This window comes from Sediminibacillus halophilus, from assembly GCF_900103695.1.
Taxonomy (GTDB): Bacteria; Bacillota; Bacilli; order Bacillales; family Amphibacillaceae; genus Sediminibacillus; species Sediminibacillus halophilus.
In genome coordinates this window covers 119,130-133,462 of record NZ_FNHF01000005.1, presented here as the reverse complement: position 1 = coordinate 133,462, position 14,333 = coordinate 119,130, and the positions used below count along the sequence as shown (strand labels likewise).

Annotated in this window: 16 protein-coding genes; 9 read left to right on the top strand and 7 right to left on the bottom strand. The window is 43.2% G+C overall.

Annotation, left to right across the window (positions count from 1 at the left end):
* Window positions 1-86: 86 nt before the first annotated feature.
* The 4 genes from BLR82_RS21150 to BLR82_RS16030 all read left to right on the top strand — a co-directional run bounded on the left by BLR82_RS21150 (window position 87) and on the right by BLR82_RS16030 (window position 2,112).
* Window positions 87-233 (top strand): hypothetical protein, encoded by a 147-nt coding sequence (locus BLR82_RS21150; protein WP_175486835.1) that lies wholly within the window; start codon window positions 87-89, stop codon window positions 231-233.
* Between the two features lie 53 nt (window positions 234-286).
* Window positions 287-1,333: a C45 family autoproteolytic acyltransferase/hydrolase gene (locus BLR82_RS16040; protein ID WP_074600491.1), complete on the top strand. Its 1,047-nt coding sequence runs from the start codon at window positions 287-289 to the stop codon at window positions 1,331-1,333.
* 72 nt (window positions 1,334-1,405) lie between these two features.
* A complete protein-coding gene (locus tag BLR82_RS16035; protein WP_074600490.1) occupies window positions 1,406-1,885 on the top strand; it encodes an NUDIX hydrolase in 480 nt (159 codons plus the stop codon).
* Window positions 1,886-1,917: 32 nt separating this feature from the next.
* Window positions 1,918-2,112: a hypothetical protein gene (locus BLR82_RS16030; protein WP_074600489.1), complete on the top strand. Its 195-nt coding sequence runs from the start codon at window positions 1,918-1,920 to the stop codon at window positions 2,110-2,112.
* Window positions 2,113-2,329: 217 nt separating this feature from the next.
* Here BLR82_RS16030 and BLR82_RS16025 read toward each other — a convergent pair whose 3' ends face one another.
* The gene (locus BLR82_RS16025; protein WP_074600488.1) at window positions 2,330-2,815 is read right to left on the bottom strand and encodes a hypothetical protein; all 486 of its coding nucleotides are present in this window, start codon (window positions 2,813-2,815) and stop codon (window positions 2,330-2,332) included.
* Between the two features lie 97 nt (window positions 2,816-2,912).
* On the opposite strand from BLR82_RS16025, the gene BLR82_RS16020 reads away from it, so the two are divergent.
* Together BLR82_RS16020 and BLR82_RS16015 are read left to right on the top strand one after the other, a co-directional pair.
* Window positions 2,913-3,500: a vWA domain-containing protein gene (locus BLR82_RS16020; protein ID WP_074600487.1), complete on the top strand. Its 588-nt coding sequence runs from the start codon at window positions 2,913-2,915 to the stop codon at window positions 3,498-3,500.
* A 119-nt stretch (window positions 3,501-3,619) separates the two neighbouring features.
* Entirely contained in the window at window positions 3,620-4,081 is a 462-nt protein-coding gene (locus BLR82_RS16015) for a flavodoxin (RefSeq protein WP_074600486.1), read from the top strand.
* Between the two features lie 54 nt (window positions 4,082-4,135).
* On the opposite strand, the gene BLR82_RS16010 is transcribed toward BLR82_RS16015, so the two are convergent.
* A complete protein-coding gene (locus BLR82_RS16010; protein ID WP_074600485.1) occupies window positions 4,136-5,185 on the bottom strand; it encodes an NAD(P)/FAD-dependent oxidoreductase in 1,050 nt (349 codons plus the stop codon).
* Window positions 5,186-5,484: 299 nt separating this feature from the next.
* On the opposite strand from BLR82_RS16010, the gene BLR82_RS16005 reads away from it, so the two are divergent.
* Both BLR82_RS16005 and BLR82_RS16000 read left to right on the top strand, forming a co-directional pair.
* Window positions 5,485-6,321, top strand: coding sequence for a MerR family transcriptional regulator (locus BLR82_RS16005; RefSeq protein ID WP_074600484.1), 837 nt, complete (start codon window positions 5,485-5,487; stop codon window positions 6,319-6,321).
* A 61-nt stretch (window positions 6,322-6,382) separates the two neighbouring features.
* Complete coding sequence (locus BLR82_RS16000; RefSeq protein ID WP_074600483.1) at window positions 6,383-7,741, top strand: MATE family efflux transporter; 1,359 nt, start codon at window positions 6,383-6,385, stop codon at window positions 7,739-7,741.
* A 65-nt stretch (window positions 7,742-7,806) separates the two neighbouring features.
* On the opposite strand, the gene BLR82_RS15995 is transcribed toward BLR82_RS16000, so the two are convergent.
* The 3 genes from BLR82_RS15995 to BLR82_RS15985 all read right to left on the bottom strand — a co-directional run bounded on the left by BLR82_RS15995 (window position 7,807) and on the right by BLR82_RS15985 (window position 10,919).
* On the bottom strand, window positions 7,807-8,652 hold the full coding sequence (locus BLR82_RS15995; RefSeq protein ID WP_074600482.1) for an aldo/keto reductase: 846 nt from the start codon (window positions 8,650-8,652) through the stop codon (window positions 7,807-7,809).
* 231 nt (window positions 8,653-8,883) lie between these two features.
* The gene (locus BLR82_RS15990; protein ID WP_074600481.1) at window positions 8,884-9,894 is read right to left on the bottom strand and encodes a FecCD family ABC transporter permease; all 1,011 of its coding nucleotides are present in this window, start codon (window positions 9,892-9,894) and stop codon (window positions 8,884-8,886) included.
* A complete protein-coding gene (locus tag BLR82_RS15985) occupies window positions 9,894-10,919 on the bottom strand; it encodes a FecCD family ABC transporter permease (RefSeq protein ID WP_074600480.1) in 1,026 nt (341 codons plus the stop codon). Before BLR82_RS15985 ends, BLR82_RS15990 begins: the two co-directional genes overlap by 1 nt.
* Window positions 10,920-11,058: 139 nt before the next feature.
* On the opposite strand from BLR82_RS15985, the gene BLR82_RS15980 reads away from it, so the two are divergent.
* Window positions 11,059-12,042, top strand: coding sequence for an iron-hydroxamate ABC transporter substrate-binding protein (locus BLR82_RS15980; protein ID WP_074600479.1), 984 nt, complete (start codon window positions 11,059-11,061; stop codon window positions 12,040-12,042).
* A 72-nt stretch (window positions 12,043-12,114) separates the two neighbouring features.
* On the opposite strand, the gene BLR82_RS15975 is transcribed toward BLR82_RS15980, so the two are convergent.
* Both BLR82_RS15975 and BLR82_RS21365 read right to left on the bottom strand, forming a co-directional pair.
* Window positions 12,115-12,309, bottom strand: coding sequence for a DUF4177 domain-containing protein (locus BLR82_RS15975; protein WP_074600478.1), 195 nt, complete (start codon window positions 12,307-12,309; stop codon window positions 12,115-12,117).
* A 116-nt stretch (window positions 12,310-12,425) separates the two neighbouring features.
* Window positions 12,426-14,270, bottom strand: a complete 1,845-nt coding sequence (locus BLR82_RS21365; RefSeq protein WP_245693843.1) for a YecA family protein — start codon at window positions 14,268-14,270, stop codon at window positions 12,426-12,428.
* Window positions 14,271-14,333: the final 63 nt, after the last annotated feature.

Sequence of the window (14,333 nt, the reverse complement as noted above, 5' to 3'; positions counted from 1 at the left end):
CACCTTTTGAGTCAGCAAGAGTGGACAAAAGCTATATGCTATTATTCAGAAACGGTCAGGTTGTTTTGAGGAAAGAGGAGTTTTAAGTGGCCCGATATGAACCGAAAAGCCTGTTGATCAGGCGAAGTGCGTTGAAATGGGAGGAGAGGCCGGCATTTTTTGGTAAACAATCATTGAAATGGAAGGATGCAGATGCATTAGTATCAGTTTCTCTATCTTTTTTTGCAGGATAACTCCCTTATTTAAAGAAATACATAGAGGAGTTACTTAAAAAGGAGGTCGTACCATGGCCTTAATGGACGCTTCTGTTGAGCAATACAGGGGTTCGGCGTACAGGGTGGGTTACTTGCAAGGAAAGAAAATAGATGATTCGCTTATTTCAAAGGTCTCACTACTGGAAAACAAGCATCTCCAACTGGATAAGGTTAAGCAGTTTTTTCGTCAATTTGCTCCACATATAATGGATGAAATATCCGGCTTGGCAGATGCGTTAGGAATGAAGACGGAAAAGGCAGTAGCACTATTCGGCGGTTATGGAGTACCAGAGGTTCAAGGAATGGGCTGTTCTTCTGTCGTTAATTCCAGATTTGCTGTAAGAAACTATGATTTTTCTCCGGACATTTACGATCAACGATTCATGCTCATCCAGCCAAAGGAGTGCTATGCCAGCGTGGGGCATAGTTTGCATGTTATTGGCAGACATGAAGGGGTAAATGAAAAGGGGCTTTTCGTCGCCTTTCATTTTGTGAGCAAAGACAGAGCTAAAGAAGGCTTAACTGCTTCGATGGGTGTAAGAATGGTACTTGATTGTTGTCAGAGTACAAAAGAGGCAATAAAAATGTTGAAGCAATTACCTCATTCATGGAACTATAATTTTTCTCTTGGTGATAAGAATGGGCACACGGCAGTTGTAGAAATAAGTCCTTATGGCATAAAGGTAAGAGAAAATGAAAGTACGTTGAGGTGCACCAATCATTACCAGCACAAGGATTTGGTTAGTCAAAATAAGGTGGACTATACGGAGAGTAACAATCGCATCTCCTATATGAAGGAAAAAAACATGGAGGAGTTAAGTGGTCGAGAGGTATTCGACTGGTTTAAATCAATTGATTCCCCCATGTTTTACCGTGACTATAACAACTTATTCGGAACACTACATACATTTGCTTACATTTATGATACCGATCTTGTCTTGACTTCGTTGCTTGGCGGTCAAACCCTTGAAATTGATTGGAAAGACTGGTTAGAGGGTTCAAATGTAAAAGCTTCATTTCTTACAGGGAATTTAGTTCAAGTAGGCAGTCAAAGTGTTGGTGGCAATCATGAGGGATAAGTCTTTGTCTGTTACCATATTGTAGTACGCTCCCAAGATACGCTAACACACTGTCACAAGGAGAAGGTAAACATGGAATATTATAAATACCTCAGACAATACATCGGACACAGCCCTCTTATTTTGCCGGGGGCTGTAGTGCTTATTTTAAATCAACAAAATCAAGTGTTATTACAAAAAAGACATGATGGCCAATGGGGACTGCCAGGCGGGCTCATGGATTTAGGAGAAAGCCTGGAGGAAGTGGCAAAAAGAGAGGTTTTCGAAGAAACAGGGCTGGTAGTAGAAAAATTGGAACTAATTGATGTATTCTCCGGCTCTGAATACTACTTGAAAGTGCCAAATGGGGACGAGTTATATTCCGTAACTGCTGTTTATTACACCAGAGATGTTAAGGGCGAAATGAAAATCGATTATAGTGAGTCACAAGCATTGCATTATTTTTCTCTGGATGGTTTGCCAAAGGAATTATCGGATGAGTACAGAGGTTATATCGAGCGATATATAGAAAAAGGAATTTCTACAGCAGTCAATTCTTTCAAATGTGAGTAATGAACGATTAGTTAAGAAGGAGTGTGATTCTATTGACCCGTCATGAAGAACAGCAACAGGAACCTTTCAATGATGTGATAGAGCATCTGCAAACGATTGAGGGTTACCGTGTAGGAAAAGGGAAACGAAAACTGCCAAAGCCAATACGGTTAATAGGTTATTTTTTGTTTGCTGGCGTTATCTGTATGATAATTTTCGGGATTATCGGAAGTTTGTTGAACGGGTAAGATTACATTGCTGTCAAAGATAATCTAATATGCTTGAGTAAGATCAATTTCCTCTTCAAGCGGATCAACTCAACACTAAAGATGGTCAATTAACATAAAAAGAAGATCAAAACACGAGGGGATAGTTAGTTAACCGCATTCTACCATCTCGTTTAATTTTTTATCATTCAACATAGAGTTCCTATTGACGGGAGCTTTTTTAAATATCCTGTAACTACTACAACGTCTTCATCCCCATATGTTCCAGTGCCTGATTCACTTCATCGATATCAAAAATTCTTTTTTGCAAACAAAAACGAATGACCAGATCGAAAGGATCGCTGAATGACAGGGAATAACCGGCGGCTTGAAATAATTCTTCGGTTTTTGTTTCGTCCAACCGTAAACCGATCGCCAGAGCAGCGGCAGTTTGTTTGCTTGTTTTGTAATTCGGATTGGATCTGATTTTGGAAAACAGCCTCCGGTCGATTCCAGCCCGTTTATATACCTCTGAATCTGTATATCCTTCCTCATCAATTAGACCCAACAGAAATTCGGAAAACGATACGGTTTGATTTTCCTTTATATAGTCTTCTAAATCTGTTATATCTGTTTCGCTGTCAACGGAAAAGATAGTTTCTGACTCGTATATTGGCATGCTCAGGTTAAGCAGTTGCATTTCCACATATTCCTGTAATCGTTCCAACGTGCGTTGATCGAGCATGACCCCGCCCTCCTCATTGTCGCCTCACAGGCGACCTTTTCGTTTGTCTTTGTTGTTATCATTATAGCATCCAAGGAGACGAAAGGATGAGACAAAGATGAATGACAAGGTGACGGAGATCATTTTTTTGCTTGATCGGAGCGGCTCGATGAGCGGTTTGGAAAACGACACCATCGGCGGTTTCAATGCAATGATTCAAAAGCAGCTTAGGATGGAGGGTAAAACGACAGTAACTGCCGTTTTATTTGACCATGAATATGACATTTTGTGGAATGGTGTGGATGCTGAAGAGGCAGTGTTAACAAGCCAAAATTATGTAGTCAGAGGTTCGACGGCCTTGCTGGATGCTGTCGGCAAAACAATAGTGGATGTCAATCGGCGCCATGCTCAAGCCAGCTTGGAAGACAGACCGGATACAGTGTTGGTTGTCATCACTACCGATGGAATGGAAAATGCTAGTATAGAGTTCAATTATGAAAAAGTACAAAGCTTGATTAAACAGCAAAAACAAATGCATGACTGGCACTTTATATTCTTGGGTGCCAACATTGATGTGGCTGCCGAAGCGAGCAGGATGGGAATCGAGGAAGAAGATGCACATCTATTTGAAGCTTCCGCCGATGGCATGATAACCATGTATGAACAGGTGAATGAAGTGATGATGGAGAAACGAAGCAGACGATGATAAAGTGCCTGGACAAGGAAGAAGAGTCCGGGCATTAATTCTGTTCTTTCTCTGTTAATTGACATTGATAATCATTATCAATTAATATATAGATATAGAGTGATGAGGAGGGCGGTATGATGCCAAAAGTTATTTTATTATACTGCAGCATGTCGGGAAATACGGAAGAAATGGCTGAAATAATCGAAAAGACAATGAAAAAACAGGGCTTGGAAGTTCTGGCCTTTCAAATAGATTTAGACGATATTGCCGCTGCAGATTTACTGGACTACGATGCTATTTTGTTTGGTACATATACATGGGGAGACGGAGACATCCCGTACGAAACAGAGGATTTTTATGACGACATGGAAGAGATAGACCTGACAGGGAAAGTTGTTGCGCTGTTTGGTTCCTGTGACTCGATGTATCCCCATTATGGTGGAGCGATCGACACTTTTGCTGAACGATTTAAAGAGCGTGGGGCCGCTTCGGTTTTATATCATTTAAAGGTGGATTTGACGCCGGATGAGGACGACATGAAACGTTGTGAGGTATTTGCAGAAGAATTTGTGAAGGAGCTTTCAATCAGCATTCCATAAATAAACCCGGCAGCCCAAAGAGGGCTGTCGGGTTTTCATTCCAACTGGTCTGGTTTATTGCACCATTTGGTTGATCAACGTTTTGTTCCGCTGCTTGAAGATTTCATTATGGGAGGATACCATGCCGTACTCTTGGGCCTCCGGCTCAATGTATTGCTTTGCCCGGTTGACGGCATTGGCAGCATCCTGGAAAGCGCCGGCGATAAGGTGGACTTTTCCGTCGTACTTGAGAATATCTCCGGCAGCAAATAGTCCATCCACCGATGATTCACTTGACGGCGTACCCTCAATAAAATAATTGTCGCGTTTTTTAATGTCCATGGAACAGTTTTTCAACAGCTCTGTATCTCGTTCGTAGCCATGATTGATGATCACTTCATCAATGGAAAGTTCGGTTACTTCGCCTGTCAGGTGGTTAGTCAACTCCACTGATTTTATTTTCTCCTTTGAATCACTTGCTGCCAATTTGGTGATGGAAGTGTGGAAGTAACATTGCGCCGGACCGTTTTTCAACTGTTCGACTTGCGCTTCATGTCCCTTGAGGGAATCCTTTCGATACGATAAATAAACTTGCTTGGCAAACGGAATCAATTCGTTTGCCCAGTCTACTGCAGCATTTCCTCCGCCTGAAATAATGACGGTTTTATCCTTAAATTGATTCAAAGACTTCACTGTATAATGCAAGTTAGCTACTTCGTATTTTTCCGCACCGTCTATTTCGAGCTTTTGCGGCTTCAATATTCCACCGCCGACAGCAACGATGACTGTTCTGGAATAATGTTTTAATCCGGCTGCCGTATGCAAAACAAAATGGTCCTCATCGTTCCGGGTGATTTTCACGACTTTTTCGTTTAGGGCCACGGTCGGATCAAAGGTAAGCCCTTGAGCAACCAGTTGCTCTATCAGTTTCTCACCAGATACGGGGGTCAGGCCCCCGACATCCCATATCATTTTTTCTGGATAGACGTGGATTTTGCCGCCGAGACGTGGCTGGTATTCGATCAGTTTCGTTTTCATCGCCCGCAGTCCACTGTAAAAAGCGGAATATAATCCGGCAGGACCGCCTCCTATGATGGTAACATCGTACAATTCCTTTTCGTTCATTTTTTTCTCCTCCTTGGTTGAAAAGATTGGTAACGGTGGGATAGTAAGTAGCGGCTTCTCAAGCTGTATGTAATGAATCATTGTTTAATTGATAATGATTTTCAATATCAATTATATACTATCACAGGCAGGAAAGTAACTCAATATCATTTCGTTAACTAATGAAGGTATGACGTTAGGATGTTGGTTTCATGGAGCTTTCTATTGACCAACTCTTTTTTGTGAACTAGATTGAGGAGAGAAAATGAGTAAGTTAAAAGCGAGAAGTAAATTTTTTAAGAAGAGCAGGTGGAAAGGAATTGCAGAAACAAATAAGTATCGGTGATGTGGCCCGATTGTTTAAATTAAAGCCGTCTACACTGCGATATTATGATCAAATCGGGCTCTTTCAACCCAACTATACGGATCCAGAAACGCAATATCGATATTATACAATCAATCAGTTTGTTGTACTCGATACCATTATCTTTTTGAGAAAAAACGGTTTTTCTCTTAAGGACATTAAGCAGCACTTAGACATGCGTACACCGGAAAATACGTTGGAAATCCTTAAAAGAAAGTATGAGGAAGTCCAACAGGAGGCTAGACGGTTAGAAAGAATTTCAAACAAAATCGAAAATAAAATAACCTTGATCGAGGAAGGTCTGGACCTTTATTCGGAGCGCCAACTTACCTATCGTTATATACCCAAAAGGACAATATCGTATTTGTACAATGATAAACCAATTGACTTATTAGAGGTGGATGAGGAATTATATCTGAAGGATCTAGAATTATCAGCCAGTAGTACACTTGAATATGATGGTTTCTTTTCAGGGGACTTGGGAGCGGTGGTCGATAAGGAGAGTCTCAAGAAGGAGGGTCCCGTCAAGTATCACGCTGTGTTCGAGTTAGTTTCCGATGAGAAAGAAGGGGAGAAGACCGGACTTCTCACCGAGGGATATTATGCTTGTTATCCATATTGGGGCTCTTATGAATCCATTAAAGAAGGATATGAATTTGTTTTAAACAAAATAAAAGAAGATGGGTATCAAGTAAACGGCTCGCCAATAGAAATTGCATTGCTGGATGAGTCCGTCATCATGAATCCCGACGACTATGTTACGTTAATCGAATTACCGGTGAAAAAATGTTGACCTTCAAGTGACTTGAAGGTTTACAATTCCTTCTATACGAAAAAAATAGGAGGAACGTTGCTTGGAACAGCTACACAATCAATTATTGAATAAATCTGTAAAGAAGGTGTTTTTCACCTTTTTCTTTCCTTCCTTATTCGGACTCGTGCTAATGTCTGTCAACATCCTGGTTGACGGTATATTTGTCGGAAACGGTGTTGGAGAAGTGGGGCTTGCAAGCGTCAACTTATCTGTACCGGTATTTTCACTATTTATCTCGCTTGCGTTGTGGATTGGCATAGGAGGGGGAACTCTTTATTCCTCTTTAATGGGAAAAGGGAACCAGAAGAAGGCAAAAGGAGTTTTTTCGTTAGCTGTCACAAGTATAACCATTTTGGTTATTGTCGCAGGGATCGTTGGAAGAGTAAATGTGGAAGTCATTTCTAAGTGGTTGGGAGCCAATGCAGATACGCTCCCTTTCGTAATGGATTATCTATCGGTTTTGTTTCTATTCGGCTGGCTGATGGCTTTACAGCAGGTGCTGAGTGTTTTTGTGAGAAATGATGGCAGCCCCCGGCTTTCCATGGTGGCCCTGGGCACAACTGCTATCGTTAATATTGTATTAAATTACTTCATGATTTTTACTTTGGGACTTGGAGTGAAAGGTGCTGCCGTAGCGACTGTTATAGCTGAGGGAGTAGGGGTTTTGATCCTGCTATTTCACTTTCGTAAATCACGTACCCATTTGCGTTATGGGGAATTTGGCTGGTCATGGAGTATGATGGGCAGTATATTTTCACTTGGATTCCCAAGCTTTCTTGCTGAGGCTGGAATGCTTGTTTTTACGGCCGGTTACAATCTTGCAGTGGTCAGCTTGCTGGGAACAGAGGGGGTTGCTGCTTTTTCGGTGGTCAACTATCTGCATGGTTTTATGTTTTTATCTTTTTTTGGGATCGAATCCGCTTTGCAGCCAATGATCAGTTACTACAATGGAGCTGATCAAAGGGAAAGGATTGTAAGCAGTGTGAAGCTTGGTGAAAGGACAGCATTCGTGCTGGGGGTTATTTTATTACTTACTGGTTTTCTCGCAGCCCCTTTGCTTGTTTCGGTGTTTGGAGTGGATTCGGAAGAAGTGAAACAGCTTGCTATTCAAGGGATAAGACTGTTTTTTATTGGTTACTTATTTCTTGGATTCAACTTCGTCTACATGACTTATTTTCAATCTGTCGGGCAAGTAGGTTATTCCTCCCTGGTTATCTTGTTACGGAGCTTTGTCTTTCTTATTGCTCTACTGGTGATGTTACCTGAATTTTTGGGGATAGCGGGAGTTTGGCTGGCCTTGCCTTTATCAGAGTTAATGGTAGCTGTGTTGCTTTTCATATTTGCCAGGAAAAGTCTCTTTCAGCATTCCTTTTCGGAAAAGCAGAAAACGCTAGTGTAAGTATGTATAAAGAAAAGAGTGTTAGTCCCGTTTTTTGGGTCAACACTCTTTTTATATATTTAATTTTAAAACTCTTCGTAAATGGCAGGATCCTGGTCGTTAATACGTCCGTTCGGTTTTGTCATTGCGGAAATGCTGTTTATTTCTGCATTATCGAGCGAAAAATCAAAGATAGAGATGTTTTCCAGCTGCCTGTCCGGATTCGAGGATTTCGGAATGGCAATCGAACCTACTTGATAGTGCCAGCGTAACACGACCTGGGCCGCAGATTTTTGGTGGCGATCGGCGATTTGCTGAATCGTACGTTGTTGCAGGATGTCGTTGCCATGTCCCAATGGACTCCATGATTCTGTCTGGATACCGTTTTCTTCATGCCACTTTCTTTGGTGCTCTTGGTTAAAGTAAGGATGTAGTTCGACTTGGTTGATGCTTGGCTTTTCTCCTGTTTCTTTTTCAAGCCGCTCTAAATGGTCGGGAAGGAAATTGCATACGCCAATCGAGCGGATCAGCCCCTGTTTCTTTGCATCAATCAAGGCTTGCCATGCTTCTACATAATGATCTTTCTTCGGGTTTGGCCAATGAATGAGATAAAGATCATAGTAATCAAGATGGGCGCGATACAAGGATTCCTGAATGGTTTTGGTTGCTTTGTCATAGGTTTGATAGCGGCCAGGCAGTTTGGAAGTGATGCGGAGCTCTTCTCTGGGAACAGAAATGCGCTTCACTGCCTCACCAACGGTACCCTCGTTCTCATAATTGTAAGCGGAGTCGATTAGCCGATAGCCGTTTTCATCGATGGCACGCTGAATCGCAGTCGCCCCTTCGTCTCCGTTCAGGGTATAGGTTCCCAAACCGATGACTGGCAGGTTCAGTCCATCGTGAAGCTTCACTTCTGGTATTTGATTGCTCATTATATTCGCTCCTTTCCTTATCAATTTATAAGATTAACATAATTCGGACAATTTTTCCCGAATTGGAATCGAAGAGAGGAGAACAGTACCACCACTGTCTCCATAGAGAAGAAATTCCATAATGTTGGTGGATTCCCATACAAAAACCGAGCGAATTCGGATGCTTAGCATTTCGAATCATGCTCGGTCTTTGCTTTGGTCACTGTATTTTTTTCAGCTACGCAGCTGTCATTATGTTTTCATCAACAAATAGATAAAGTAACCGCCACCGATAACGGATACGATGAGGCCGACCGGTATCTCCGATGGTGCAAGGATGTTTCGTCCGATTGTATCAGCCACGATTAACAGCAAAGCTCCCATTAAAGCGGATATCGGCAAGAATCGTTCATGGGTCGGTCCGACTAGCTTTTTTGACAAATGCGGAACGACGAGTCCGAGAAAGGCAATCCCGCCGCCGACTGCCACGCTGGCACCAGCTAAGGCGACTGCAATGAACAGGACAGTCATGCGTTCCCGCTCCACTTTTGTTCCGAGTCCCTGGGCAACGTCTTCTCCCAGATAAAGGGTGTTTAACGATTTTCCTTTATAAATCGCCAGTGGGATAAAGACAAGGATCCACGGCAATAACGCAAGGACGTAGCTCCAGTCGGTTCCGGAAATATTGCCGGATAGCCAGACCGTTGCCCGGGTAAAATCGTCCGGATTCATTTTCAATTGAAAGATGATAATAAGCGCGGCGAACGCACTGTTGATTCCAATTCCGACCAATACGAGCCGGATTGGCGATACACCATTTTTCCAGGAAATCGCATAAATCAACACCGCTGCGATTACCGCTCCGATTAATGCTGATAAGGGCATCATGTAAATCGATAATGAGCTGGAGACAACAGCGTTTCCTTCAAACAGGAAGATGTACAAGACAACGGCAAACCCTGCCCCTGCATTAATTCCAATGATTCCGGGATCCGCCAATTCATTGCGGGTCACACTTTGCAGCAGAGCGCCGGAGATGGCCATTCCAGCTCCAATCAGTAAGGCGATGGTCATCCGCGGCAGACGAAATTGAAACAATACCATTTCGTTCTGGGCATCACCGTTCCCGGTCACTGCCTGAAAAATCTCCAGCGGGGAAATCCGGATAACGCCGAGATTAAGACTCAGTACCAGCGTCGCAATAATAGCCAGGAATAAAATCAGGCCGATTAGCCACGTTTTTTTCTGTGATTGCTTATTCATTATAACGATCTCCCTTCACGGCGCGCTAAATAAAGAAAGAAGGGAACACCAATCAGGGCAGTTACCGTTCCGACCGGTGTTTCGAAAGGCGGATTGATCATCCGCGATATGGTATCGGCAGCTACCAGCAGGATTGCACCCAAAATCGCCGAACAGGGAATGATCCAGCGGTAATTGATCCCTACCAGGAAACGAGTGATATGTGGAATCACCAAACCGATGAAACCGATAGTCCCTGCGACCGATACGGCCACGCCGGTAAGCAGCAGCACGACGATCGTACCTGCAAATTTAATCAAACCAGTCCGTTGGCCGAGCCCTCTGGCCACATCCTCGCCTAAATTCATTACGGTAATCGAATGGGAGAGCAGCAGAGCCAGAATAATCCCGATGACGACCACGGGTACAAGCAATTTCACATGCACCCATTGGACACTGGATACACCCCCTGCATACCAGAAACTCATATCTTTGGCGATATTGAAATGAATCGAGATACCTGATGAGAGCGAATTAAGCATTGCAGTTACCGCAGTACCTGCCAATGCCAATTTGACCGGTGTAAGTCCGGTTTTGGAAATCGAACCGACGGCAAAAACGATTCCAGTACCCAATCCTGCGCCTGCGAAAGCCCACAACATCATGGCGATATTGGAAGCTCCGGGTGTGAGAACCAATGCGACCGCCATCATGAATGCTGCACCAGAAGTCACGCCCATTATCGAGGGAGAAGCAAGTGGATTGCGGGTCATCCCCTGCATGATCGCTCCGGACATTGCCAGAGCAGCTCCGATTAAAGCGGCTGCAAGCGCCCTTGGAATCCGCAAATTCCGGATGATTTGATGCGAAGTGGAGGAAGCATCGAATTGATAGATGCTTTGCCAAATCGTTGTATATTTCACGTCTGCAGCTCCATATAAAATAGACAGTCCCATCGTCAACAGTAGAACTGCCAGGCCGCCTATTAAAATTACAGTAGCAAGGAGAGGGCGGGATCCTTTGTCTGCAGCTGTATTGTTTGCCATATGTAATACTCCTCATGAATAATCGATAGTGAGAATACCTATCATTATAATATACTGACAATATAAAATAAAGCTTGTCATTGATAATGAGAATTGTTATCATTTAAGATGCCAATTAGATAATCAGGAGGATAAAGACATGAAAAAGAAAAGCTTTCTTTACATAATTACTAGTTTGTTAGTATGTTTCTTTGTTTTATCTGCGTGTGGAAATAATCAGGAGAGTGACAACGCCTCTGAAAGCGATAAGGAGAACAACCAAACCGAAACGGAAAACGAAACCGGTGAACGGACGTTGACCGATGCGATGGGAAATGAAGTGGCCATTCCGGCGAATCCGGAACGTGTCATTGCTTCTTATCTGGAAGATTACCTGGTGGCATTGGATATTACACCTGTTGCACAGTGGTCGGTTAAGAATGGCGCAAGCATCCAGGATTACTTGCAAGACTCGCTGGGAGATGTTCCCACCATCCCGCACGATCTTCCATATGAAACTGTAGCAAGCCATGACCCTGATTTGATCATCATGGATTCCGCTGAAATGGTCGAAGGCAACAAATATGAGCAATACAGCAGCATTGCCCCGACCTATGTCGTTGGAACCGAACAAAACAATGACTGGCGCGAAGAGTTCAAGCAAATTGGGGAAATCTTCGGCAGGGAAGATGATGTACAACAAATTTTGGACGATTATGAACAAAAAGCGGATGAGGCCGGCGAAGAAATCCACAATGCGATCGGCGATGAATCCGTAGCCGCTATCTGGCTGGTGGGCGGTACCTTCTATATTGTCGGCGATAATCTTTCCAGCGGCGACGTCCTATACAATGATCTTGGGCTGACACTCCCGAATGTCGTGAAAGAAATCTCTGAAAGCTCTGAAGCCAACTGGTCAGAAATCTCACTGGAAAAATTGGCGGAGCTGGACGCTGATCACATCTTCCTTATCAATAGTGACGGGGAAGGCGCTGAAGCGCTGCAGGATGACATCTGGCAGAACATTCCTGCCGTCAAAAATGGCAACATCTATGAGTATGGTCCAGAGTCCAGCTGGTTGTACACCGGGCCGGTTGCCAATCAACAAATGATTGATGATGCGGTAGAGAGTTTGACAGAATAACCACAATTAGAAATAGAGTAGTTGAAAGAGCCTATCCTTACAGGGATAGGCTCTTTTGCGATAGGAACTGCTTTAGTCGCTTTCCTGTAGTTTTCGTTTTAAAATTAATTCGAAATACGCCGCCAACCCGTAGCTCTTTGTGGAGGGGGCGAAAATCTGCACTAATTCCCAGCCTTCTTTCTCATGCTCGGAAACAATACGATGGTAATCCTCTTTCGGTTTTTGGTTATAATTCCTATCGATTTTTATAAATTTATGTTCATACAATGTAAAAAAACCTCCTTTTCATGCTATACGATTTAAAAAGACGGAAGGCTTCATTCTATGAAACATTTCTGTTTTACACTGAAGAGGGGAGGGGCTTATTACCCCTTCCCCTTTTATTAGTACTGGTATTCTGTTTCATAGATTTCGAGCATTTGTTTTTGATAGTCTTTCGCGGCAGCTGCAACCTGTTTGTCGATTGCCAGCTTGTCTTCATTGGCCAGCCATTTCGTCAGAGCTTTTACCGTTGTGATGATATCCTTGATCATCGACTTGCTGGTTTGTTCATGTATATCGAAGAAGTCCACCAATAGCAGGTCACGCCAGAATTCCAAATCACAATCTTCCCAGCTTTGCTTGGAGCTAGCTTCCAATGCTTCTCTTATATCAAACAGGCTGTTTCGGTATTTTCTTTCTGTTCCCTCCGATTTTCCGGTGGTTTTTTCTTTGTAGAAAGCGATAATGTCACGGACATAAAATGCTTTTACCGTTTCTGGTGTAAAGCCCAGCTTTTCATAAATCGGGACATCGTTTTCGGCAACGACATGTTGCTCACGAGGCTCTGGAGAAACCGGACTGACACTGGAATGGCGATTTTCTCCTCCGGTCACAAACGGTGACAAAGAAAGACCGAGTTCCTTTCTGACGGTATTGAAGTCTGCTGAAATCTCGACGGAACCGTATTTTTCATAAACTGCTTTATACAAATCATATTCTGCCTGTTTCAGCCATCCTTCGGCGAGCGCTGTTTGTCCGGAAACAACCAGTTGCCGAAGTGATTGGTTTTGATACATCGGGATTGGCTTATCGATGTTTGTGTGCATGGCATTGTGTGCGTATAAGGTGAAGTATTCTGGTACTCCTTCGTCATAAGATATTGCCAATTGCTTACTATCTGCTTTCACAGGCAGCTTGAAACGCTGTTCGAAATTTTCCACTAAGGTGATGGCACCCTCCGAATTTTCTACTTTGTGTAGGAATTGTTCAGCTGTTGACAAATCATTGGTCGTGAAGGTTAACGATTTGTTTTCAATCATTAAGGTAGCATTCACTTCAGACAAACGGACTTTTCCGTTTATCTCGCTGTCAGAAAATACTTGGACATTGCTTTGCCATGTCAGTTTTTTATGCTTTTCCTCCCATTGATCGATGCCGAAATCCCTATCGTTAGATAGGATTCTTTCCGCCTCTTCTTTGTCGTTCAGCAAGAACATATAGGTATAGGTAACCATTTCCTGTTCGCCGTGCACCTCGGCTTCTGGATCTTCGAGCAAAGCCGACAGAATCTCTGGATAGTAATCGACTAATACATCTTCTGGATCCTTGTCTGTTTCATTGATTAGCTGTTTAGCACGGTTTGCCGCATGCTGAAACTGCTTCGGTTTTACCAGTGTTCGGACGCCGTTAAAGTAATAGGCACCGTCGATAGGTTCCAGCAATGCGAGGGTTCCGTTCCAAGGGAAGAACGTCGGCAGGTTTTCCTTTGATTTCGGGACATTCAATTTATTTCCGCTGAAGTAGTCGCGGAACAAGACTTCCGTATCCTTTTCGTCGACTGCCTCGATCATTTGCGGTTTCATGTTCGCCCAGCGTTCTGCCATTTGTTTATCTTCATCGGAAAGACGGTGTTTATTTTCCGCTAAGAACCATTCAATGCCTCGCAGCCCATTTTCATAACGATGGAAGAAATAAAGCCAGAAATTAAAAAATCCACGTCGATTTTTTCCCAGCTTATAGCCTGTCCGTTTTTTAAATTCAGCCTCCATTGGATGATAAAGATTGGGTGGAACCTGTTCCAGAATAAAATCGTTTAGCTGGTTGACCAGGTTTAATTTCTGCTGGTAAAAACGTTCTTCTTTCACGTCCTGGAGCTGAACCACATTCTCCTTTTTCATACAGCACTTTTTATATTTTTTGCCACTGCCGCAAGGGCAAGGGTCATTTCTTCCGACTTTCGTGTTCATCATCATTCTCCTTTGCTTTCTCTTGTTGTCTTGTTTCCTGACTTGAGACCTTGGGCTGGCAAG